This window comes from Gordonia sp. NPDC057258, from assembly GCF_042668985.1.
Lineage (GTDB): Bacteria > Actinomycetota > Actinomycetes > Mycobacteriales > Mycobacteriaceae > Gordonia > Gordonia hongkongensis.
On record NZ_JBHUXZ010000035.1, the window covers coordinates 1 to 21,425 of the forward strand.

Consider the following 21,425-nt stretch of genomic DNA (forward strand, 5'->3'; position numbering starts at 1 on the left):
TGACATCCTCCTTTTGTGGTTGGGATAACCAAGCCCCTTATGACCACATCAGGAGGATGTCCCAGTTACCAGCCCTTCCAGCTATTACTAGGAGCTCCCGGAGCTTGCGGAGGGCGCGTCACGAAGGGCCCCGTCAGCCCTGTCGGTCCCGGAACCGGTACATCGCGCGAATGTCTCGCGTGATCGCTTTGTCCCGCTTGCTCCGCTTGCTCGCCTGTCGGGCGTCGCCCCGAGCGGCCGACCACTCACTCTCCCTCAGCAGCTTGCGATAGCGTTCCAGACGGCCGGCGTCGAGCCGGGCGTCCCGGATCGCCTCCTGTACGGCACATCTCGGCTCACTGCGGTGTTCGCAATCGCGAAACGCGCACTCACGAGCCAGCTCTTCGATGTCGGCGAACGTACGGCCGGCCGCCTCGGCGACATCCTGCACCCCGATCCCACGCAGGCCAGGTGTGTCGATGAGTACCTTGCCTCCCGGCAGGAGCAGCAGCTCGCGGTGCGCCGTCGTGTGCCGGCCCTTCCCGTCGACCGTCCTAATCTCGTTGGCCGCCATCTGTTCACGACCGAGCAGTGCGTTGGCCAGGCTCGACTTGCCGGCGCCGGACGAGCCCAGCAGGACGGCGGTACCGGTCATGGTGGACTCGAGGAGGTCGACGCCTGCGCCGGTGATCGTACTCGTCGTCACGATGTCGGCGCCCGGAGCGACCGCGGCGACTGCAGCCTCGCCCGGAAGAGGATCGTCAACCAGATCCGACTTGGTCAACGCGATGATCGGCCGGGTGCCGGCGTCGTAGGCCAACGTCAGCAGGCGTTCGACGCGACCGACATTCACCCTGTTCGCGACCGACACCGCGATGATCACCGTGTCGACGTTGGCGGCGAGCACCTGCCGTTCCGATGTCCGATCCGAACTCGCGCGCGCGATCGCCGTCCGGCGCGGCAACAGGTGCACGATCCGGGCCTGCCCGTCGTCTCGGCGCAGCACCACCCAATCGCCGGTGCACACGGACTGTTCGCGCTCCGCAGTGCGCCCGACACCGCGGATGGCGCGGACCGGACCTGATGCGGTGATGGTGTCGCACCCGCCGCGATCCACCCGCACGATGCGAGCTGGTAGCTCGTCGTCGGACGCGCGGTCGGTGTACAGGGTCGAGAAATGCTCGTCCCAGCCGAGAGCGGCGAGCTCGACGGGGAAGGACGAATTACTTGCAGAATTCACTGTTGGGGACTTTCGAGGAATGCCCGCGACCCCAGGTGTCATCCGACTCGCAGCTCAGTCGGTTGTGCGAGAACGGTGTTCGAGGATCAGTAACGGGCTGGAGGAACAGGGATGGTTCGGATGCTGACGATGCCAGCGATCTCGACGGCAACCATCGACTCACCTCCAGGTCTCGTGCTGCCCCACCGGACAGCGCGGCTCACGCTAACACCGCCCGGCGATGCCCACCACTTCTTTTTCGTTCCGCGGGTTCGGCGCTAACGGAGCCCCAACTCGACGCCCTGCGCGAGCACCTCACGACGCGACGTCATACCCAGCTTCGCCAGGACCGCGGACACGTGATGGTCCGCGGTTTTCGACGAGATGTACAGCCGCTTGGCGATCTCCGAATTCGACAGTCCCTCCGCCACCAGGCGGGCGACCTCGAGTTGCCTGTTCGTCAGGCCACCGGGGTTCACTCGTGTCGTGGGCCGAGGGCGCTGCGGGACGGTGCCGCAACCCCGTTCGCGCATCAACGCACGCGCACGATCGGCGGTACCCGCGGCGCCGAGTCCGTCGAGCACCGTCACACCACGGGCTGGTTCGTCGGAATCCAACCAGCACATCGCCGATGCGAACGGGTCACCCGCGTCCGACCACCAGCGCGCGGCGTCGGCGTGCCGACCGTCGAGCGACAATCGGTACGGCGCCGCGATCGGCCCGGTCTGCGTCGACCACCCGAGCCTCGCACGCCAGACAGCGAGGCTCCCTGTGCCCCATTCTGTTCCGTCATCGTCGAGGGTGTGCGCCGCGGTGACCCGGGCGTCCTCGGTCCCGGTCATCCAACTGATCTCCGCCAGGGCGGTCAGGACCGCGAGCCGTCGGAGGGGTTCATCGATCTGGTTGGCGAGGGTCCAGGCGTTCTCAATCTCGTCGATGTCGAACGACGCGCCGCATCGGAGCGGCACCAGCACGGTGACCAGGAGCGGCCACAGCGTGGCGATCGGCATCCCGTCGGCGTCGATGACCGCCCCGGCGTCCTCGAGGGCTCCGTTCCAGTGTCCGCGGGTCAGATGCAGGCGACTCCGCACAGCGGTCTGCCAGTGGCGACAGATCTGGATGTCGCGCTCCACCGTGAACGGGAGACCCGCGTCGAGGATCCGGTCGGCGGCCCGGTACCTTCCCTGTTCGACATCGAGACTGGCCACCTGTGAATAGACGGTTGAGGCGAGTTCGTCGAAGCCGAGGGTGCGGGCGGTTTCCATGTGATCGAGAAGTCTGCTGCGAGAGTCGACTTCGCCGGTGGACAGCGCAGCCGAGTCCGAGACGACCTTGTTCCACAGCCGCAGTTCCTCGTCGGATGCCGACGCGGTGTCGGCCAGCAGGGACGCCGTTCCCGACACGTCGCCCCGCATGAACGCGAGAAACGCGCGGTGGATCTGGGCCTCGCTGTACACCGTCGACGCCCCTGTCCCGTAGGCGATCTCCGCGGCACGGCCCAGGTGCGATTCCGCGCTCTGCCGGTGCGCGCTGTAGTACTCGTAGACCCCGACGGCCACATGTGCCGTGGCCAACCCGGTGTCGTCACCCAGTTCGGTCCACAACGGGAAGGTCTCGTTCACACTGGCTATCGCATCGCGCAGTCGGCTGACCATGTACTGCTCGTTGGCCAGCGCCAACAACAGTTCGGCACGCTCGCGAGCCGGAGCATTGACTTGGTGCTGCTTGGCGATCTCGTAGTACGCGACGGCCTCGGTGTGCGCTCCGCCGCGGATGGCGTCCTCGGCTGCGGCGCAGGCATGACGGACGGCGCGGTCGAAGTCCCGGGCGGCGACGGCGTGGTGGGTCAACACCGACGGGTGCACGGTGCCCAACTGCTCGAGTGCGTCCAGGAGCTGCGCGTGCAGATGGGCCACCCCGCCCGGCGGAATCGTGGATTCGATTGCCCGACGGGCCAATTCGTGTCGGAATAGGATGCCGTCGGGCCCCCATTCCAGAAGTCCCGTGTCGGCGAGACGCTGCAGAGTGGGGTAACCGATCCGCAGGACCGGCAGCGCGGTGTCCGACACCCGTTCCGGCGACGCCGCAATCAGTTGGAGGGCTTCGAAATCGGTCGCGCTGACCTTGGTCGTCCGCGCCAGGACCGCATCGCGCACCGACGACGGGATCGGCAGGTCGGGTTCGCGGGAGACCTCGGTCGCGAAGTAGGGGTTACCTCCGGTCGCGGCATGGACCCGCACGGGATCGAGACCCGTACCCTCGACCAATTCCGCGATCGCCGCGACACTGAGCGGCGGCAGCTCGATCCGGCACACGCCCTCGACGAGCAGGGCACGCGCCGCCGCCTGGGGCTCGAGCTCTCGATGCGTCAGGAGCAGGACGAGCGGCATCGACTCGATGCGTCGACACAGGAACCTCAGCACATCGGTCGACGCGGCGTCGACCCAGTGCAGATCCTCGACCACGAGAAGCGTCGGTTCAGCCCCCAGATGAGCGAAGGCGGCTTCGCAGACGTCGGCGAGCATCATCGGTTGCACACCGATGCCCAGGTCTTTGACGGGACCCAATGGACGTGGTGTGTCGAGCGGATCGCAGGCCACCCGCAGCACACGCACGTCCCGGGCGGTCGCACACACCTGCGCGATCAGCGTCGTCTTGCCGGCGCCGCTCTCGCCGGCGATGGAGAAGGCCGAACCCACCGGCAACCGGTCAAATGCCGCACTGATCTGCGACAACTGCTCGGTTCTCTCCAACAATCGCACCGTCCGAGTGTAGGCCGCCCGACGCTCGAATAGGTGGGTCTACCCATTCACGGGTAGGACGTTCGGCGAAAGATGGGAGGTCCTCACCGATGCCGTCCGTATGCCCGGTGACCGACTGTTGTGGTGCGCCGGTACCGACAAACGGTCACCGACGGCCAGTCGTCCCACCACACAGAAATGGACAATCCGATGACGACATCTCTCTCACCAGACCTGGTATCGCTGCGGGAGAAGCAGCAGAAGGTCTGGAGCAGCGGCGATTACAACCGTATCGCCGCGCTGACCGTGCCGGTCAACGAAGCGACCGTGGTCGCGGCATCGGTCATCCCCGGCGATCGTGTCCTCGACGTCGCGACCGGCACCGGCCACTCCGCGCTCGCCGCTGCCCGCCAGGGTGGCGACGTCACCGCGATCGACTACGTGCCGGCACTACTCGACATCGCCCGGGGTCGGGCAGCCGCAGAACATCTCGACGTCGACTTCGTGGAAGCCCCGGCCGAGGTCCTGCCGTTCGGCAACGCCGCGTTCGACACCGGTATCTCGTCGATCGGCATCATGTTCGCCGCCGATCACGAGCAGGCCGCGCGCGAATTGACCCGAGTCGTCCGTCCGGCCGGAAAGATCGTGGTCACGAGTTGGACCGCAGACGGTTTCGTCGGTGGAATGCTCGCCGCGGTCGGCCGCCACGTGACGCCGCCGCCGGGCGCGCGTCCCGCCACCCGGTGGGGCGATCAGCAGTACGTCGCATCGCTGTTCGGCGATCGTGTGCACTCGGTCGATTCGCACACCGCCGTGCTGACCGTTCGGTTCGTCGACGCGGCCGCTTTCGCGGACCTGTTCCTCGGCTACTACGGTCCGACGTTCTCCGCGGCGTCGAAGCTCGACGAGGGCGGCAAGCACGCACTGCGTGCCGATCTGATCTCCCTCGCCGAGTCTCGGCAGCAACCGGTCCCCGGCGGGATCTCCATCGACTGGGAGTACCGCGTCGTCGAGGCGGTGCGGTCATGAGCGCGCCCCGGAGTCGTGGCAAGGTCATCGCTTGCCTCGGCGCGACACTGTCGATCGCCGCGGCCATCGGCGTCGCCGCGCCGCTTGCGACGACGGCTTCGGCAGCACCCGCGCGCACACCGGGCGCGACGCTGACGATCGTCGACCAGAACATCACCGGTGCCGGCAAGAACCGCATCATCATCCAGGGCCTGTATCCGATGACACGAGCGGACGCGGTCGGATTCGTCACCCACATCAACGATCGGGGTTGCGGTGGAATGCACTACATCGTGCTGGGCGACGACGGTAGAGAGCAGTACCTCTACGACCGCAACTTCCCGGGCACCTCGGTCGGGACCGAAGGTTTCCTCCGGGCTTCTGACCGCGGGCTCGAGTATCTCCGGGAGTTCGTCGTTCCGAGCTCGGTTCTCAACGAGGACCGGGACGGTGCCGACGAGGTGTTCACCCGGGTCCGTTTCACCGACGGCGACTGCCGGGCACGGGTCCAGACCACCAACGTGGTCGTCGGGCGGTTCTGACCCGACCCGCCGGCGACACCCGCCCACCCGGCCTGTGCCGGGTGGGCGGCTGTCGGATCAATTCAGCTCGGCAGCGTCCACGTCGGTGTCGATACGCATGGCGGCCACCAGTTCTCGATAGAGCTCATCGGTGGCTAGCAAGCTCCGATGGTTGCCGACCGCCCGCACCCGACCGGCTTCGAGGACGACGATCTGGTCGGCGTCCATGATCGTCGAGAGCCGATGCGCGATGGTGACGACGGCTCCGCGAGTGGCCTGTCGCCGGATGCCCTCGGCCACAGCCGCCTCGGTCAACCCGTCGAGTTGCGCGGTCACCTCGTCGAGCAGGAGGAGTTCTGGGTCGACGACCAGCGCGCGGGCGAGCGCGATGCGTTGCCGTTCCCCGCCCGACAGCGTTGACGTGGTCACGTCGGTGAGTAGGCCGTCGGGCATGGAATGGACACGCTCATCCATCCGGACGGCCGACAGGGCACGCCACACCTCGTCGTCTGTCGCCTCGGGCGCCGCGTAGACGAGGTTGTCGCGGACCGTTCCGGGGACCAGAGGGGTGTCCTGCTCCACGTAGGCGATGCGTGCTCGCAGATCGTGGAGTGTCCACTGGTCGAGCGGCCGACCGTCGAGCACGATCTCGCCGCGATCCGGTCGTAGGAACTTCAGGAAGAGGGAGAAGATGGTCGTCTTCCCGGCACCCGACGGTCCGACGATGGCAGTGTGTCCGCGGCGTGGGATCGTCAGGTCAATGCCGTTGAGCGCAGCGGGGGAGTCTGGTGCGTATCGGTACACCACGTCGCGCAGTTCGAGTGCGGACGCGGTCCGGTCGACCCGAGCCGACGTGCGATTCGCCACCACCTCGTCGTCGGATTCGGTTCGCAGGTCGGAGATCTCGGCAATCCGCGCAGCCGCGGCCAATCCCGACTGCAAGGCCGTGACACTCTGGGTGAGCAGCGAGACAGGCATCATCAGTTGGAATCCGTAGAGCAGGAATGCGATCAGAGTACTGACGGCCATCGAACCGTCGGCGACGCGCCAGGCCCCGAACGCCAGGACGACCATCACCGCCAGATTGATCCCGGACCCGGTGATCGTCCAGGCCCATGCTTCGATACGCACGGCCCGGATTCCCTTGCTCGCCGACCGGTGCGCGAACTCTCCGATCCGGTCGGATTCCCGCGCCTCGGCCCGACTCGCCTTGACGGTGCGAATCGATCGAAGGATCCCCTCCAATCGGCCACCCAGGAAACCGATCTGGGCCTGCGCGTCCTGCTGCGCCTTCGCCAACCCCGGCATCAGTACGGCGGCGGCGATCCCGACCATGACCACGACGACCATCGTGGTCGCGAACAGCGGGAGGTCCAGAAACGCCATGAGTACCAGCGCGCCGACCATACCGACGAAACCGTTGACACCGTTGACAATGCTCGACGTCGTCGCTTCGCGGATCAGCAGGGTGTCGGAGGTGACGCGCGCGACCATCTCGCCGCTCGACCTACGGGCGAGCTCGGGGACCTCGACGCGGAGCAGGTGTCCGATGAGTCCGGTGCGGGTGGCGAGAATGATGCGTTCGGCCAGGGTTCCCAACATGATCGTCTGGATCAGACCGATCACCGACCCGGCGACGAGCAACACGGCCAGGACTGTGATCGGCGCCGCCAGAGATTCCGACACGGCAAGACCGTCGAGCACCCACTTCGTGACCAGCGGGGTCGCGAGTTCGGCAGCGGTGCCGAGTAACCCGAGGACGACGCCCACGGCAAGGACGCCCCGGTACGGACGTATGTAGTCCCAGAGGATCGCGAGTTTGGCGCGCATGGGCATATCCGGGGTCTGCCCGGGATCGGCCGCGGTTGTCGAAGTCGTCATGGTGTGAGCCCTCCCGAGCGGAACATGCAAGCTCTACAATGACACATTGGTGTCCCATTTTCAATCAAGTGTGTTGCAGATACCCGAGTGTGGTGGATAGTCTCGGCCAGGTGAACGATGCGCCGGAACCGGCTGCCGTCTCGGGCGTGCGCCTGCGCACCCGACAGGCCATAGTGTCAGCCGCCATCGCGGCGTGGGCAACTGATTTCTCGACGTCCCTGGGCGACATCGCCGACCGGGCGGACGTCAGCCGCAGCACCTTGCACCGCCACTTCCCCGACCGTCAGTCTCTCGTCGATACGGCGCTCGTCGAGGCGAGGAGCGTTCTCGAGCGGCAGGCGAGCGAAGCGGTCGACGGGTGCGAATCGGCTCGCGCAGCACTCGAATCGCTGATGCGGGTGATCATCGGCATCGACGACGTCATCGTGTTCCTGTTCGCCGACCCACACCGGTTCGACGGCCACCCGGAGTGGGCTGAGGAAGAGGACCAGATGCTTCCGGAGATCTTTTCTCGGGCGCAGAAAGACGGTGCCATCGCCGATGATCTCGAAACGAGATGGCTGGCCGGGGTGTTCTATTCACTCTGTTTTGTCGGTGCGGTCTCGATCGCCGGCGGGGTGATGTCGCGTCGCCGCGCCGCCGATGTCGCCGTCCGGACGTTCTTCTCCGGAGTCGCTGCCGACTGAGAAGCCGACGCACGCGTGTGCTTTGGGTCGGGGCAACACTTCTACCACCGATGAGTTTTGTATCGGGGTGGTGTCAGACCCTGCACCTACCACCGATCGGATGAGACATTGGGCAGCGTGAACGTACTGGCGTGCGTGGCCGCAACGGTCGCCGCGTTCCTGGTGAGCGGTGTGTACTACGGCGTCGTGGGTGCACCCGCCGCGGCGGAAGTACACCGACCGGCCTGGGCGACGCCGGTTGTCGAACTCATCCGCAACGCACTGCTCGTACTCCTGGTCGCCGGTCTGGTCGCGCAACTCGATCCGGATGCCACCGGTGCACTTCTGCTCGCCGCGGGGCTGTTCCTCATCCCGTTGGTTCTGTTCGCGGGCGCGGTCTTCCACGAGGGAACGGTCCTGTCCGCGGCAGCTGTACACCTCGGGGATTGGGCCCTGAAGCTGCTCATCCTCGTCCTGATCGTGTCGCTGTGGCGGTGACAGTGGAATCGCTGTGGACCGCACAATCTCCGTCCGCTACTCCGTGAGGAGGATCGGGTGACGGTTCATCGCCTTCCGGATCACAACCGTCCTGGCACGTGAGAACTCAGGCCGGCTCCAGGGCCCGCTTGGCCTTTTCCAGAGCGGCGAGCGTACGCAGCACCGAATCGCGCTTGGCGGTCAAGTCGCTCGCCTTGGCCTTGCCGCTCAGTCCGGGGTCCGCCTGCGCGACTGCCAGCCGTTGCTCGATCTCGGCGAGCTGCGCCAGCAAGGACTGCGCACGGCTCATGAGCTCCTCATGGTCGGGTCGGGAGACGTCCGCAGGGCGGGCGCTTCCGGCCCCGACGTTCTTGGCTTTGCGAGCCGTTGTGCTGCCGTCCTTGTTTGTGGTGGTGGACGCGGATCGTGTCACACCGCGCTGGCCGGACCGGACGCGCAGTGGGGGCTGTGTGCGGGTCCGATTCAGCACTGCCCAGGCGTCACGGGCCGCCACCCGGTGTTCGCGTTCCTCTTCGTCGTCGGACGTCATCGACGCGCCCAAAGGTCGTAGCCCGTAGAAACCGACGAACTCGCGGGCCGCCGCGATAGTTTGCTCTGCCTCGCGGCAGCGCCCGCACCGCGGTTCGCCGCGGAGTTCTGCGATGTCGTCGCTGGATGAGCACCACACGCAGGCGTGGGCAGTGGAGTCGGTCACGATGGCATCGGCAGCAGCGAAATTCACGGGTGAAAACACTACGGCACAATGTTTTTCATGCTGCGACCGGGCTTAGTCCAGCAGGCTCGGGCCGGGATTGCGCTGGTTGTCCCCGCGATGGACCACGTCCCGGCCTGCCGGATATGGGGCGCATTCGGTACGCATCACGACGATGGGACGTCGGCAGACATCGCAGAGCTGTTGGAATCATTCCGTCGAGCGTCCCGTTGGTGCCACCATGCGAGCAATCACTTATGACCGCTTCGGCGGTCCCGACGTCCTGGAACTGACCGACCTGCCCACGCCCAAGGTCGGACCCGACTCCGTGCTGGTGCGTGTCCGCGCCTCGAGTGTGAATCCCGTGGACTGGAAGGTTCGCGAGGGCTATCTCGCCGAGATCATGGACACCGTCTTCCCGGTGGTCCCGGGCTGGGACGTCGCGGGAGTGGTCGAGCAGGTCGGCCTGGACACACCTGAGTTCCAAGTCGGCGACGAAGTGTTCGGTTACGTCCGCAAAGACGTCGTCGGTGGGGAAGTGGCGGGCGGGACGTTCGCCGAGTTCGTCGCCGCCCCGGTGCGCACCCTGGCACACAAGCCGTCGAACTGGTCGTTCGAAGAGGCTGCGGCGCTCCCGCTGGCCGGTCTCACCGCTCTGCAGACCATCCGCCGGGCAGGAGTTCAGTCCGGAAACACCGTGCTGGTTCACGCCGCCGCGGGCGGAGTCGGATCGTTCGCCGTGCAGATCGCCCGGTCCCTGGGCGCACGCGTGATCGGGACGGCCTCGGAGTCGAACCACGACTATCTCCGCAGTCTGGGCGCCGAGCCCACGACGTATGGCGAGGGCCTCGCCGACCGGGTACGGGCACTCGAGCCGCAGGGTGTCGACGTCATCCTCGACTACGTGGGCGGCGACGCACTCGACTCGGTCGAGGACGTGTTGCGCGACGGCGGCACGGTCGCCTCGATCACCGACGCGCGGGCGCGCGACGAATTCGGCGGCCACTACGTCTGGGTGCGTCCCGACGCCACGGACCTTGCCGAACTCGCCCGACTCGCCGACGCAGGCGATCTCACGCCGGAGATTGCGGAGGTGTTCGATCTCGCTGATGCTTCCGACGCGCACGAGTGGAGCCAGTCCGGTCACGTGCGCGGCAAGGTCGTCATACGCGTCGCAAGCGAATGACCGCAGGGGAGATCTAGTCGAGATTCGCAGTTGCCGCAGATGCGTTCGACCTCGCCGGGCGCTCGCAGTTGGTCACGCGCGAAGTCGTGGTCCAAGGCGACCAGCGGATCGCGGTCACCGTGCGACCACCGATCAAGGCATCTCCATCGTCTGGGCGCGACGAATCTCGTCCACAGCCCGAGTCACGTACTCCATCGGGTCGACGTCGGCACGTGCCGTGAGGTCGGTGATGACCACCAGGGCAGCGGCGGTGGTCTCCGCGTCCGGTAGGCCAGCGGATGGCAGCGCATCGGCGCCGGCGGTGTCGCCCACCCCCAACGCGCCGGTCAGCACCAGGGCTACCGCTGCGGGACTGGCGGCGGCAGTCCATGAGGCGGCGGCACGGCTGGTGCTGGTCATCACCTCGGACACATCATCGCCGGTCAGCCCATCGGGGAACACGGTCTCGAGGAGTTCGCGCAGCGTGATCGCATGCACTTCTCGCGACTCGGGGTGCAACGCGAGAAGGTCGGTCGCGGCACCGAACGCCTCGGAGTCGTGGGCGCGCGCCGCGCGGATGGCTTCCCCGGTGGTCTGGGCGACCTTGTCCGCCACCGACGACCGGTCGGGCCGTGACTCATTGTGCGGCATCGGAATTACCCTCCCTGTGTGTTCGGCAGCGAAAACTCACCGTCGGAACCGGTGGCGCTGGCGACTGCTGACGACAGCAGTCGTTTGATTTCAACGGAATTCGGGTTCGTGTGCGGACACACGGCCGGCGGACGGGGACGAACGGTGACCAGACCGACCACAGGCATGGTAGGTCATCCCGGTCACCGACTGTCACATCGCTCGACAGACCCCGGATGCTGTACTTCGACAAAGCCTGTCGGGCGGTTCGCCGCTGAGCACAATCCACTTGGAACGCGCGGCTGCACAATGCGTTTCGTCACACGTGACGAAACGCAACCTGCGGCCATGTTCACGACATAGGCAAGGACTCAGTCTAAGAGCGGCTAGCGTCGGGTGTCTAGTCGAGTGGCACGTCGGCGGCCTGCTTGTCACCGGCGATGACCTGCTCGACGTCGGAGAGGGTGTAGCCGGTCACCTCGACGAGGAAGTGCAGGTAGCCAGCGCGGGCCTTGACCTGGCTGCCGCCGAGGTAGTTGCGGTCACCGACGTTGCGCCAGGCGTCTTTCCACATGTGCGCTTCCCGCGACGCAAGCGCGATGCCGAGTCCGATGATCTGGGCGCGGTCGGCGGTGGTGGCCTGCTCGATCAGCTCGGCGGGCTCGCCTCCGAGGATCGTGGCCGCGATCTCGGCGGCGTTGCCCTGCATGCTGTTCGCTCCGAACATGTCGTGATGGGCGCGCATCGATTCGGCGATGAACTTCGCGACCTTCGGGGCGCTGCCCTTCGGCAGGGTCTTGCGGGCCAGCCACGCGGTCAGCATCTCGATCCGCACCTCGCGGGCGGTCACGCTCGCGGTGTTGAGGACCCGCACCCGGCGACGTTCCTGCTTCCGGGCCTCCTTCTCGTCATCGCTGAGGTCAGCGGTGGCGGTTGCGCTGCTCGGGGTGCTGCTGTAGGTACGGAACCTCATTCCTAGGTCGCGGAACTCGCTGACATACCAAGTGGTCTCGATTGACCGGCTCGCCTGGCGAGTGAGGGCACGCGGGTCGTGCAATCCCTCGTCGGGCTGGGCGTCAGCGGGGGTGTCCTCGTCGGTGAGGTCCAAGTCGATCAGGTGCTCGTCGATGCTGTTGCCCTCGGCGTCGACCCACCCTTCGGTCACGTCGGCCCACACGTAGGCGAGACGCTGACTCACTGGCACGTCCTCAATCTGTACGGGCTTACCCTCGGCGGTCTCGATGTGTTCCAACTGGGCGCGGGTGTGCCGGTGCTCGGGTCTACGGGTCACGGCCTCGATGCCGTCGGCGGTGTAGACGGCGACCTGGGCCAGCAGCTCGACCCGCTCGTCGGCGTTGTCGGCCAACTGCTTGGCCTGATGCTCGAACACGCCGCGTGCGGCGGCGTCTAGGAGCCATTGCTGCGCTTCGGGGTCGTGGTCGTAGGCCGCGACGGTCGCGGACTGCTCCAACGTCAACCCCGCTCCCTGCTCGATCAAATCCAGGGTCGTTTCGGACTTCGCCAACGCGAGGGTGGCGTCCACGTCCTTCTTCTTGGTGCGGATCGTCTTGGCGATCTTGGTCGCCGACATCCCGGCCAGGGAGAGTTGTTCGATCGCGGCCACGCGGTCGCGGGTGCGGAGTCCTTCGCGCTGGAAGCTGGCCAGCTGCTCCACGATCCGGTCGATGGTCAACGCCTTGTCGTCGGCGTCGGACGCGACCGGCACGACGTAGACCGGGACGGTGGCAAGCTCGGTTTCGCGCGCGGCCAGCGTGCGGCGCTGCCCGTCGCGTACCCGGACCTCGCCGTCGACCTCGACAGCGAGGATGGGTTGGCGCACGCCGTCGCGGATCGAATCGACGAACTCGGCGGTCAGGGTGGCCTCGGCCTCGGTGCGAATGTTGGTGTCGATGACCAGATCGGCCGGGTTGAGGTGGCGCAGCTCGCCCGTCGCGGTGACGGTCTCGGTGGTGGTGTTGTGTGTCATGGGGTTTCTCCCTTACTGTGGTGGGTGAGACCCCGGCCAGCTTGACCCTGGCCGGGTTTTCTTTTGTCCGCGTACCGGATTGCGACGCGGAAGCTTCTTTTACAGGTCGCCGATCTCTTCCCAGTGGGCGATCGCGTCGGCGGCGGCGAGGGCGGGGGACAGGTCGTTGTTGTATGCGTCTTTCCAGCCGAAATCGGGCAGGTCGCGGTGGCTGAATCCGTTGGTGCGTCTGCGGATTGCTCGGTCGACTCCGTACATCCACACGGCGAATTCGCGGTCGCCGTCGGCCTCGGTGAGGCGGTTCGGTTCGTGCTGGGCGATCTGGTCGGCGGCGGCGTCGACGTTGGCGGGGTCCTTGGTGGCGATCCAGGGCGTTCATGTCGGTGGGTCCTTTCGGGTTGTTGTGCGGGTTAGTCGTGGGTGAAGGTGCGGCCTGCGCCGAGTTGGTCGATTCCGCAGCATTCGCAGAGCCAGTAGCCGGGTGGGTCGATGTCGTCGGCCTGGGTCAGGTAACCGTGATCGGCCATGAACGCCAGGACCTGGGCGGTGCTCTCGGTGTTGAGGGCGGTCATGTCTCCGTAGGCGACGGCGACCGCGCAGCTGTTGCACAGCTGGTAGGCGGTGGTGGTGGCGCTGGTCATGGTGACCCCTCCCGTTGTGAGTGCTGGTTTGCGTTTGCACTGGCCATCTCTTTGCCGGAGGGAGTGGGCTGCAAGCGAGGAAGTGAAAAAGTCATCCGGGCCGTAGGCCTGCAAACCCGTAGGGCGGGTTAGTTTTTCACGCCCTTGCGGGCCGCGAGTGGAGGTAAGAGAATGCGGCAGGGCAACGCAAACCAACTCAGCCCGAAGGGCTCAGGGCGCGGCGTAGCCGCTCCGATGAGGTGACGGCGCAGCCGGCAGACAAACCGCAACCGGTCGGGGCCGGCGACCTCGTCTCGGGAGGTCGGGCACACCGGACGCACAAGGCAGTCGGGGTGATTGTGCGGGAGCGACGCGGGCCGCGGTAGGGCTCGGTGTCGCGGCAGCACAACGTCGTCTTTGAAAGTGGGCGCATCTCGTGGCGCTCACGCCCTCGTGGTGGGTGCGGCGGCGGATGCCGAGTCGATCAGTACTGACGTAGAAGCCACGGCGGGTGGCCTCGAAGCTCAGTGCGGATACCTGGCCTACCCAGACTCCGATGAGATCGTGACACCGGACGGCAAAGGTCGCTTTAATTCGTTTCAGAATGGCTCATTTACCCCACAACTGGCGCACATCCTGTCAACGAACCTATTATGGACATTTGGGCGGATGCTGGATATGAAGCCGGAAAGTGGGGTTAGCCCATCGCCGCACCGGTCATCGACCGCATCAACAACAAGGTCTTTAGGGTCCTCTCCGAAATGCTCGGCCATCAGAGGTAGCGCGGTGGATCGACCGTAGGGTCGTCGTCGATGGTGTCGACGTGCGGGTCGGCGAGAATGTTGGTAACCGCAAGGGAGCTGGCACCGAAGGTGGCGAAGTGCGGGTTGACGTCTCTGACGACACTCCGTGCACGGTCCGCCGGCCAAACGAACGCCGGGATCGGCCAAGAAGACCCGAACGGCGCGCGGCGTGGTTGTCGTCCCACGCGGCCAGATCAGCCTCGCCTCGCACAGGTAGTACCGACGGACGCTATGCCGCCGCTGCTCGTTATTGATGTTGATCCTCACGGCACCGGTTCGCCCGCACAGGGTCTCGACATGACTGACCAACGGCCCTCGTGAATTAACCCCTGGCTCAGTGGGTGACCGGTAGTAGCACTCGTCGCGAGTGGTGGTGTGCTGCATTCGAGCGAAGTTCTGTACACCGCGAGAAGCGCCTGAGACAGTGAGCGGGTGAGCCCGTCGTGAACTCGCCCCGGCCGTGCATGGTCGGAAGAACGTGCTGAGCGTCGACGAACTCCAGCCAGGCGGGGGCGCCTAGGTGTCTGCGTTGCCGTTCTTCCATTGTGGCCACGGGATGTTCCAATCGCCGAGTCCATCAACTCCCGGGAGTGTGTCGGCGTTGGTGTTCTTGACCGTGACGGGGTCACCGCGCAGGGTGTTCTTCACGAGCCATTCCGCGTCAGTGGGACTCAGGTTTGGGCAACCGTTGCTGACGTTGCTGCTGCCTTGCGCCGACATCGACCACGGTGCGCCGTGCATGTAAATGCCGCTGTAGGACATTTGCACCGCCCATTGAACGGGTGTGCGGTATCCCGCTGCGGACTCGACAGGCACTCCGTAGGTGGACGAGTCCATGATGATGTGCTCGACGCGATCTCCGATCATGTAGATACCGCGGGGCGTCGGAGTGCTGTCTTTGCCGAACGAGGTCGGCATCGTGCGGATGACCTTGCCGTCTCGTTTGACGACTATCGTTTTGGTGTTGTCGTCGGCAACGATTTCCTGAGCTCGGCCAATCGTGAAGTCGTAGGACAAGTTCTCGTCGCCGTAGAGCCCGTCGCCGAGGTCGACTCCGTAAATGTTGACGGCGACACTGACTTTGGTGCCCGGCGTCCAGAAGCGTTCGGGCCTCCACCGGACTTCGGAGTCGCTGATCCAATAGAACGCACCCCGCATCTGGGGGTCAGACGACACGGTGATCGCCGCCTGTGCCTTCTTTCGGTCGGGGATGGGATCGGCGAACCGCACCCCGACTGTGTGGGCGATCCCGACGGTTTTCTCGCCGAGGATGGCAGCGCTGGTCAGTGACTCCGGTGAGGTCGTGGTGAAGCGCTGCGAGACGACCGATCGACCGCCCACGCCCACGGCCTCGGCTTGAACGGAATACCGCTTCGAATATCCCAGGGGTTGGGTGCTTGTCCACGTTGAGCCGTCCTCGCTCAGTGAGCCCGCCAAGGGACGGCCGCTGGCTGTGGGGATACGGACTTTTGTCAACGCGCCGCGGCTGGCCGTGACAACAATAGGAAGCCCAGGTTCGACAACCGCGTTGGGCGCGAGTCGACCGCCACCTTCGGTGGCCACAGCAATGGAAGGCTGTGCGATGTCGGCGAAGCTGTCAACGGCCTGAATCTCGTTGCTGTAGGCGGCGCCTCCGGTTGAGCTGCACGAGGTCAATAACATCACCACAGCCGTCAGGGCTGCGAGCATCAGCAGTCGCGGAATACCTGCCCGGACCGACCCGCGGCATCCACGAGCGCTCGAGCACTGCGGCTGCGCACCGTAAGCCGCCAAGAGATCACGTGGCTCTTCGATAGCTCGAGTCCTTCTTACGCGGCCCATCGATTGTGGCGAACCCTCTCACTCGGCGCCTGGACTAGGTTTACTATCCACGATAGTAGTTGAATGCTGTGCGCTCCTCTACCCGCTGCACAGCGCGAGAGAAGGTTCGAAACGTCTTCGTGGTGGGCGACCGCCGAGCGGTCACGTCGACCTCATTATTGCCGTGTGGCGACACCCCACAGGTAGTCCCCGCCGATGCGTGTTCGCCACCGCTCGCCGACGTCGAGGCCGTGGTGCGACAACTCTCGCGACACCTGCGGGACCACTCGTCCTCATACCTCCCGCGCGCCGATAAGGCGGGTCGTCCGACGACGTAGACTCCCCGGGTTCTCAACCACGGTGCAGGATCGAGTTTGGGTCCATCTTGCTGCCACACCTTGTAGTGCAGGTGTGGGCCGGTGGAGTAGCCGCGGTTTCCTACCGTTGCGATCTGCGCGCCGGCCAGGACTCGCTGCCAGACGCTCACCAGTGTCTCGCTGATGTGCCCATACACGCCGATCGTGCCGTCGTCTTGCAGCACTCGCATCCACAGCCCGAAGCCGGCGGCCTTCGATAACCGTCCCCGCCCAAGGCGATCTTTGAGGTCGCGGGTTCGGTGTGCTCACGCAGCTGTGACACGCGCAGCAAGTTCGTGGGGTAGTCGGGGCTGCTCGTCTCATCGATAACGACAGTGACGTCTTCGAAGACGTGGCGTTTCTGGGTGCCGTCAGGTGGTCGAGAGTGACCACCCAGGTCGGCCGGGTGCCACCGTCTGTCAGATCCTGCTCGTGGAGTGGGTGGAGTGGACGTGATCAAAAGCGCGTCCGGATCTGAGTCGCCTCCTTCCTTCGTTGCTCCACACGAGTCCGTTAGCTGAGCGTGTAGAGCAATTGTTCGTTTGCGGCGTATGCATTTTCGGCGTTTCTGGCGACCAGCGCGTTGACACTATTGATGGTGCTGCGTTGTTCCCAGTGTGTGCCGTCTGGGCTGCGCCAGACGGTGTCGGCGGTGTCGATGCCCCAGAGCGTGCCATCGGGTGCGGCCGCCAGGAGAGCTAGGGCCGGCGCATCGGGAACGGTTGTGAAGGTCTGGGCGTCGTCGGTGCTGTGTTGCAGGCCATCTGGGGTAGTCGCCCATACGCCGCGGTCGGTGATCGCGAGTGCTGCTGCGGCCAGGGGCGCGCCGGGGGTCCAGCTTCTCCCGTCATCGGTCGATACGAGCAGGCCGTTGATTCCGTCGAAGCCTACGAGTAGTTGTCCGTTGGTGGCGAGCGCGTGGAAGTCGATGTCGCCGGCCACCGATCTCGGTGTCCATGTCTGCCCGCCATCTTCGCTGGCGACGAGTCCCAGCGGGTTGGGTGCCGAGCTCCGCGGGCCGGGATGGCCGGAGGCGAAGATCCGATCAGAGCCGGTTACCCCGGCCAGTCCCATGAAGTCGTCGTCGGAGACGCCGACCCGGCTGGTGGTTCCATCTGCGGTGAGGGCGATTACGCCGGTGTGAGTTCCGGCGAGGATAGTGCCGTCGGCGCGGATGTGCAGGGCGTGGAGGTGGTCGAGTTCTGGGGTCAGTGTTGCGCTCTCTGCTGAGGTTGCCGACGGTGGTGGGGATGTGGGTTGTTCCCGGGTGGAGCAGCCGGTTAGCACAATCAGCGTGGCGATGACTGCGAGGACGACCGCAGCGGTGCGGTTGGACGGGTTTGAGGCAGGCAAGCGGCTAGGACTTTCGTGTGGGTAGGACTGAGTTCGGGCGTGGGTGGTGTGGTGATCGGGGTGGTGGCGAGACCGGGTAGGAGCCGCCCTAACCCTCTGGGGGTGTCGTGGTCACGACTTCTGGATGGGGATGGAAGCCTGCGATGGTTGTTGGCCGCAATGTCTTTGGAGGACGAGGGAGGCAAGGACGGTACCGAGGTGGTGACGCGCCCCGGAGAGGTCGCCGATCGCAGCGAGGTGGCGGACGAGACCGATGTGTGCGGCGAGGTGGCGGCGTCGGTTCGAGGTGACGCTGAAGTGATGGGCGCGGTGGAAAAACTGGTGGGCCGAGTATGGCGTGGGTGCCCGGTAGACGTCTCGCATGGCATGCAGATACTGACGACGGTGGTCGTCCGGGGGCGAGTGCGTCCCCCTCGGGTTCTCGGTCACAGCGCATCCCTCGAACTAGTACGCGCAGGCTGGGTCAACCCGCGTCATCTAACTACTATACAACCTAGTAATTGGCGGCGCGGTCGGTGCCTGAGTTGCGGCGTCACCGACGAACTTCTGGGGCATACTGGCTGGTGGTGCAGGTGGTGGGTCGCCGGGAAGGTGTGTTGAGTGTGGGTCTCAGCGAGCTGACGGCGGGGCGTCGAGGATCGAGGCGAACGATGGGTGAGCATCCATGAGTGCAGCGGTGGTGTTAGTTGTTGCCGCGGGTGTGCTGGGCTGGTTGTGGCCTCGATGGATGGTTCGGGTGCAGGGCCGTATCGATGCTCGTTGGGTGTTGGTGGCCTGGCCGGCCGCGCAGGTCGTGTTTGCGATGTTGTGGGTGGGAGCTGTTGTGACGCTGGCGGTTCCCGGCCATTTCGGCATCCATTCGTTGTCCGAGGTGGTGTCGTGTCTGCGGGTGTTGTCACACGGCGCATCCCCGCGGGTGGAGGCGATCTCCGGTGGCGTGCTGGCGGTGGTGACCGGGGCAGCGATTGTCCGAGCGGTGACGATCGCGGTGCGATCGGCGGTGCGGATGCGTGGTGCTCGTGAGGAGTATCTGCAGTCGTTGCGGTTGGTGGGCGCCCGCAGTGAGCGCTATCCCGACGTGTGGTGGCTCGCCGACGGGCGGCCGATGGCGTTTTGTCTGCCGGGTAAGGATGCCGGGATCGCCGCCACGACTGGGTTACAGGCGGCGTTGTCCGGTGAGGAACTCGATGCCGTCGTTGCCCATGAGCGCGCGCACCGGCGGCAACGTCATCACACCGTGGTGTTGGCGGCCCGCGCTCTCGGGCGTGCGTTTCCGCTGATTCCGTTGTTCAGCCGCGCGGGCCGTGAGGTCGCCGGCTTGGTCGAGCAAGCCGCCGATGCCCGCGCCGCCCAGCTGGTGGGTGCGCGGGCGGTCTGCTCGGCGTTGGGAACGTTGGCCCGTTCGGGGCCCGTGGCGGGCCCGGTGGGTGTGTTGTCGATCAGCGATTCGTCGTCGGTGGGGCCGCGGCTGAGCCGCTTGGACTCCGGTCACCGGTGCCGGTCGCGGCGTCATCATGTGGGTGCCGCCGCGGCGGTGGCTGGTGTGGTGGCGGTACCGACCACGCTGGCGGCATCCGGTGTCGTCGCGGCGATGGTGATCGCGATGTGTGTGTAGCCGAGGCAAACCCGGGCGGGTCGGGCCGCTAGGGGTTGTTGAGAAGCTGCTGCATCCTGGCGATTTCACTTTCCTGGTCAGTGACGATCTGGCGTGCCAGCGCGATCGCCTCGGGCGATTGGCCGTCTTGAATCTCGGTCTTGGCCATGGCGATGGCGCCGCGGTGGTGTTCGATCATCTGGGTCAGGAACAGGCGCGACGCCTCGGCGCCTTGCGCGTCGCGTAGCTGCTGCATCTGTTCTGGCGACATCATGCCCATCATCGACGGCATCGGGGAGGTACCCGGTGCCATCGAGGTACCCATGTCCATGTTGTGCCCCTGGCCCTCGAGTGGGGCTCCCCATTGCTTCAGCCACGACTGCATCTGCTCGATCTCGGGCTGCTGAGCGTCTTTGATCTGCTGGGCCAGACTGACGACCTGGGGGTTGATGTTGTCCTTCTCCAACAGGATGTCGCTCATCATGATCGCCTGGGTGTGGTGCGGGATCATCTGCTGGGCGAACGAGATGTCCGCGCTGTTGTGTTCGGCAGTGGCCGCCGCTGAGGATTCGGTACTGGCCGCGCTGGTACCCATCCCCGACATCGAGGAATGATCCTCAGTCGAGGTGTCCGAACACGCGGCCACCACTGTCAGAACAGCCGCCGCGGCAGCAACGACGACACCCGTTCGTGTGACTCTCATCGATCTCCTCCTCAAGAGTGATACTTCGCCACCGCCCGGCGGCGCTTCGATAACAATTCTACTAACACCGATAGTAGTTAGTCGCCTGCCCGGCACCCACAAAACGGGCGGTGAACTGCGCAAACAAAGCCGCTAATGCCTGATTAGTTCGCTTCGTAGTGGAGCCGCGTGTGACTGGTGGGGCACAAGTGACTTGTGGTGTGATCTCGCGGGTACACGCATGGCACTCGTGCGTGGGTCTACGACGTCCGCGGGAAAGGTGCGACCGCATGCAGATGGTGTTGACATCGCTACGGGTCAAGGCGGGGCAGCAGTGGGGCCCCAAAGCGCTGGGGGTGGCAGCGGCGGTGTGCGTGGGCGTTGCGCCTGTGATTGCCACCGCACCGGCGGCGGCCTCGACCGATGGACATGTGGCCGGGGAGTTGATCGCGATCGTGCAGGACTCGGTGAAGGCCGCTTTGGGTGGTGCCGCGGCGGCGAATTTGGGGAAGCCGATCACGCAGGCGGCGTCCTGCCTGGGCGCTCAGGCCCAGTCGGGCAGTGTCGGCGATGCGGGCAGTGTGGCCGCGCTGCAGTGCTTCGGAACGTTTTCGCTCATTGATCCGATAGACGGGTTCCGGATCATCGACGCGTTACCGCTGGCTCGGCTGGTGGCCACCCTGATCGCCGCGATCGTGCCGCACGATCCGAACGAGCCGCATGGCCCCCAGCCGCAGGAACCCGGAACGCCGACGCCGCTGCTGCCCGGTAGTGGCGGTGCGGTGGCGCCGACTGCGGGTGAGATCACGTCCACCTTCGGTGACGGACGGGGCCATCAGGGCATTGATATCGGCAATGATCTGGGTGCGCCGATTGTCGCTGTGGCTGACGGGGAGGTCATCACCTCCGGACCTGCCGAGGGGTTCGGGTTGTGGATGCGGATCCGGCACGATGACGGCACGATCACCACCTACGGCCACAACGACGAGAATCTGCTCGAGCAGGGCGCGCGAGTACGGATGGGGCAATCGATCGCCACGGTGGGCAACCGTGGGGTGTCGACCGGCCCGCATCTGCATTTCGAGGTTCTCGACCCGACGGGAGTCAACGTTGATCCGGCACAGTGGCTGGCCGATCGTGGGGTGGTTCTGGCGATGGCCGCTGATGCCGACGCCCGCGCGCCGGGGCCGGTGGTGCCGCAGTGGGTCGGCGAACCACGCCTGTGACGAACC

The 21,425-nt window shown here is 65.8% G+C and carries 18 protein-coding genes and 2 pseudogenes; 8 read left to right on the top strand and 12 right to left on the bottom strand.

The genetic code is table 11. The features are described from left to right. Window positions 1-133: 133 nt before the first annotated feature. A complete protein-coding gene (gene rsgA / locus ACFUEJ_RS19680) occupies window positions 134-1,219 on the bottom strand; it encodes a ribosome small subunit-dependent GTPase A (RefSeq protein WP_388031319.1) in 1,086 nt (361 codons plus the stop codon). A gap of 257 nt (window positions 1,220-1,476) precedes the next feature. Beyond that, the gene (locus tag ACFUEJ_RS19685; RefSeq protein WP_388031322.1) at window positions 1,477-3,960 is read right to left on the bottom strand and encodes an ATP-binding protein; all 2,484 of its coding nucleotides are present in this window, start codon (window positions 3,958-3,960) and stop codon (window positions 1,477-1,479) included. 189 nt (window positions 3,961-4,149) lie between these two features. On the opposite strand from ACFUEJ_RS19685, the gene ACFUEJ_RS19690 reads away from it, so the two are divergent. Both ACFUEJ_RS19690 and ACFUEJ_RS19695 read left to right on the top strand, forming a co-directional pair. Then, window positions 4,150-4,968: a class I SAM-dependent methyltransferase gene (locus ACFUEJ_RS19690; RefSeq protein WP_388031325.1), complete on the top strand. Its 819-nt coding sequence runs from the start codon at window positions 4,150-4,152 to the stop codon at window positions 4,966-4,968. Beyond that, entirely contained in the window at window positions 4,965-5,489 is a 525-nt protein-coding gene (locus tag ACFUEJ_RS19695) for a hypothetical protein (protein ID WP_388031328.1), read from the top strand. The genes ACFUEJ_RS19690 and ACFUEJ_RS19695 overlap by 4 nt, the downstream gene beginning before the upstream one ends. A gap of 57 nt (window positions 5,490-5,546) precedes the next feature. Here ACFUEJ_RS19695 and ACFUEJ_RS19700 read toward each other — a convergent pair whose 3' ends face one another. Next, window positions 5,547-7,349, bottom strand: coding sequence for an ABC transporter ATP-binding protein (locus ACFUEJ_RS19700; protein WP_388031331.1), 1,803 nt, complete (start codon window positions 7,347-7,349; stop codon window positions 5,547-5,549). A 110-nt stretch (window positions 7,350-7,459) separates the two neighbouring features. Here ACFUEJ_RS19700 and ACFUEJ_RS19705 point away from each other — a divergent pair, with 110 nt between their 5' ends. Beyond that, window positions 7,460-8,035, top strand: coding sequence for a TetR/AcrR family transcriptional regulator (locus ACFUEJ_RS19705; protein WP_171011587.1), 576 nt, complete (start codon window positions 7,460-7,462; stop codon window positions 8,033-8,035). 117 nt (window positions 8,036-8,152) lie between these two features. Then, window positions 8,153-8,512 carry a hypothetical protein gene (locus ACFUEJ_RS19710; protein WP_374613521.1) on the top strand — a complete coding sequence of 120 codons (360 nt, stop codon included), beginning with the start codon at window positions 8,153-8,155 and terminating at the stop codon, window positions 8,510-8,512. Between the two features lie 106 nt (window positions 8,513-8,618). Here the strand turns inward: ACFUEJ_RS19710 and ACFUEJ_RS19715 are convergent, their stop codons facing one another. Further along, on the bottom strand, window positions 8,619-9,206 hold the full coding sequence (locus ACFUEJ_RS19715; RefSeq protein WP_388031358.1) for a hypothetical protein: 588 nt from the start codon (window positions 9,204-9,206) through the stop codon (window positions 8,619-8,621). Between the two features lie 238 nt (window positions 9,207-9,444). Between ACFUEJ_RS19715 and ACFUEJ_RS19720 the strand changes: the two genes are divergently transcribed. Beyond that, window positions 9,445-10,389, top strand: coding sequence for an NADP-dependent oxidoreductase (locus ACFUEJ_RS19720; RefSeq protein WP_374613523.1), 945 nt, complete (start codon window positions 9,445-9,447; stop codon window positions 10,387-10,389). 132 nt (window positions 10,390-10,521) lie between these two features. Here ACFUEJ_RS19720 and ACFUEJ_RS19725 read toward each other — a convergent pair whose 3' ends face one another. From ACFUEJ_RS19725 to ACFUEJ_RS19740, 4 genes are all read right to left on the bottom strand, one after another. Further along, entirely contained in the window at window positions 10,522-11,019 is a 498-nt protein-coding gene (locus tag ACFUEJ_RS19725) for a hypothetical protein (protein ID WP_068970857.1), read from the bottom strand. Window positions 11,020-11,398: 379 nt separating this feature from the next. After that, window positions 11,399-12,985, bottom strand: a complete 1,587-nt coding sequence (locus tag ACFUEJ_RS19730) for a ParB/RepB/Spo0J family partition protein (protein WP_226513383.1) — start codon at window positions 12,983-12,985, stop codon at window positions 11,399-11,401. A 99-nt stretch (window positions 12,986-13,084) separates the two neighbouring features. Beyond that, a complete protein-coding gene (locus ACFUEJ_RS19735; RefSeq protein WP_388031337.1) occupies window positions 13,085-13,243 on the bottom strand; it encodes a hypothetical protein in 159 nt (52 codons plus the stop codon). Window positions 13,244-13,395: 152 nt separating this feature from the next. Next, window positions 13,396-13,626 carry a hypothetical protein gene (locus ACFUEJ_RS19740; RefSeq protein ID WP_068970854.1) on the bottom strand — a complete coding sequence of 77 codons (231 nt, stop codon included), beginning with the start codon at window positions 13,624-13,626 and terminating at the stop codon, window positions 13,396-13,398. A 435-nt stretch (window positions 13,627-14,061) separates the two neighbouring features. On the opposite strand from ACFUEJ_RS19740, the pseudogene ACFUEJ_RS19745 reads away from it, so the two are divergent. Then, window positions 14,062-14,306 (top strand): annotated as a pseudogene (locus ACFUEJ_RS19745) (hypothetical protein). Between the two features lie 618 nt (window positions 14,307-14,924). Here the strand turns inward: ACFUEJ_RS19745 and ACFUEJ_RS19750 are convergent. The 3 genes and pseudogenes from ACFUEJ_RS19750 to ACFUEJ_RS19760 all read right to left on the bottom strand — a co-directional run bounded on the left by ACFUEJ_RS19750 (window position 14,925) and on the right by ACFUEJ_RS19760 (window position 17,917). After that, window positions 14,925-16,097, bottom strand: a complete 1,173-nt coding sequence (locus tag ACFUEJ_RS19750; protein WP_065632065.1) for an Ig-like domain-containing protein — start codon at window positions 16,095-16,097, stop codon at window positions 14,925-14,927. Window positions 16,098-16,533: 436 nt separating this feature from the next. Then, window positions 16,534-16,776 (bottom strand): annotated as a pseudogene (locus tag ACFUEJ_RS19755) (M23 family metallopeptidase); the annotation flags it as partial. 301 nt (window positions 16,777-17,077) lie between these two features. After that, window positions 17,078-17,917, bottom strand: coding sequence for a F510_1955 family glycosylhydrolase (locus ACFUEJ_RS19760; protein WP_035718240.1), 840 nt, complete (start codon window positions 17,915-17,917; stop codon window positions 17,078-17,080). Window positions 17,918-18,581: 664 nt separating this feature from the next. Between ACFUEJ_RS19760 and ACFUEJ_RS19765 the strand changes: the two genes are divergently transcribed. Beyond that, window positions 18,582-19,532 (top strand): M56 family metallopeptidase, encoded by a 951-nt coding sequence (locus tag ACFUEJ_RS19765; RefSeq protein ID WP_006357618.1) that lies wholly within the window; start codon window positions 18,582-18,584, stop codon window positions 19,530-19,532. 28 nt (window positions 19,533-19,560) lie between these two features. On the opposite strand, the gene ACFUEJ_RS19770 is transcribed toward ACFUEJ_RS19765, so the two are convergent. Next, the gene (locus ACFUEJ_RS19770; protein WP_042375754.1) at window positions 19,561-20,214 is read right to left on the bottom strand and encodes a DUF305 domain-containing protein; all 654 of its coding nucleotides are present in this window, start codon (window positions 20,212-20,214) and stop codon (window positions 19,561-19,563) included. A 269-nt stretch (window positions 20,215-20,483) separates the two neighbouring features. On the opposite strand from ACFUEJ_RS19770, the gene ACFUEJ_RS19775 reads away from it, so the two are divergent. Further along, window positions 20,484-21,419, top strand: coding sequence for a M23 family metallopeptidase (locus tag ACFUEJ_RS19775; RefSeq protein ID WP_055477282.1), 936 nt, complete (start codon window positions 20,484-20,486; stop codon window positions 21,417-21,419). Window positions 21,420-21,425: the final 6 nt, after the last annotated feature.

Coding starts and splice junctions, on each gene's coding strand:
- ACFUEJ_RS19690 (WP_388031325.1), top strand. CDS start 4,150: ATGACGACATCTCTCTCACCAGACCTGGTATCGCTGCGGGAGAAGCAG.
- ACFUEJ_RS19775 (WP_055477282.1), top strand. CDS start 20,484: ATGCAGATGGTGTTGACATCGCTACGGGTCAAGGCGGGGCAGCAGTGG.
- ACFUEJ_RS19720 (WP_374613523.1), top strand. CDS start 9,445: ATGCGAGCAATCACTTATGACCGCTTCGGCGGTCCCGACGTCCTGGAA.
- ACFUEJ_RS19765 (WP_006357618.1), top strand. CDS start 18,582: ATGAGTGCAGCGGTGGTGTTAGTTGTTGCCGCGGGTGTGCTGGGCTGG.
- ACFUEJ_RS19740 (WP_068970854.1), bottom strand. CDS start 13,626: ATGACCAGCGCCACCACCACCGCCTACCAGCTGTGCAACAGCTGCGCG.
- ACFUEJ_RS19735 (WP_388031337.1), bottom strand. CDS start 13,243: ATGTACGGAGTCGACCGAGCAATCCGCAGACGCACCAACGGATTCAGC.
- ACFUEJ_RS19700 (WP_388031331.1), bottom strand. CDS start 7,349: ATGACGACTTCGACAACCGCGGCCGATCCCGGGCAGACCCCGGATATG.
- ACFUEJ_RS19725 (WP_068970857.1), bottom strand. CDS start 11,019: ATGCCGCACAATGAGTCACGGCCCGACCGGTCGTCGGTGGCGGACAAG.
- ACFUEJ_RS19695 (WP_388031328.1), top strand. CDS start 4,965: ATGAGCGCGCCCCGGAGTCGTGGCAAGGTCATCGCTTGCCTCGGCGCG.
- ACFUEJ_RS19750 (WP_065632065.1), bottom strand. CDS start 16,097: ATGCTCGCAGCCCTGACGGCTGTGGTGATGTTATTGACCTCGTGCAGC.
- ACFUEJ_RS19730 (WP_226513383.1), bottom strand. CDS start 12,985: ATGACACACAACACCACCACCGAGACCGTCACCGCGACGGGCGAGCTG.
- ACFUEJ_RS19770 (WP_042375754.1), bottom strand. CDS start 20,214: ATGAGAGTCACACGAACGGGTGTCGTCGTTGCTGCCGCGGCGGCTGTT.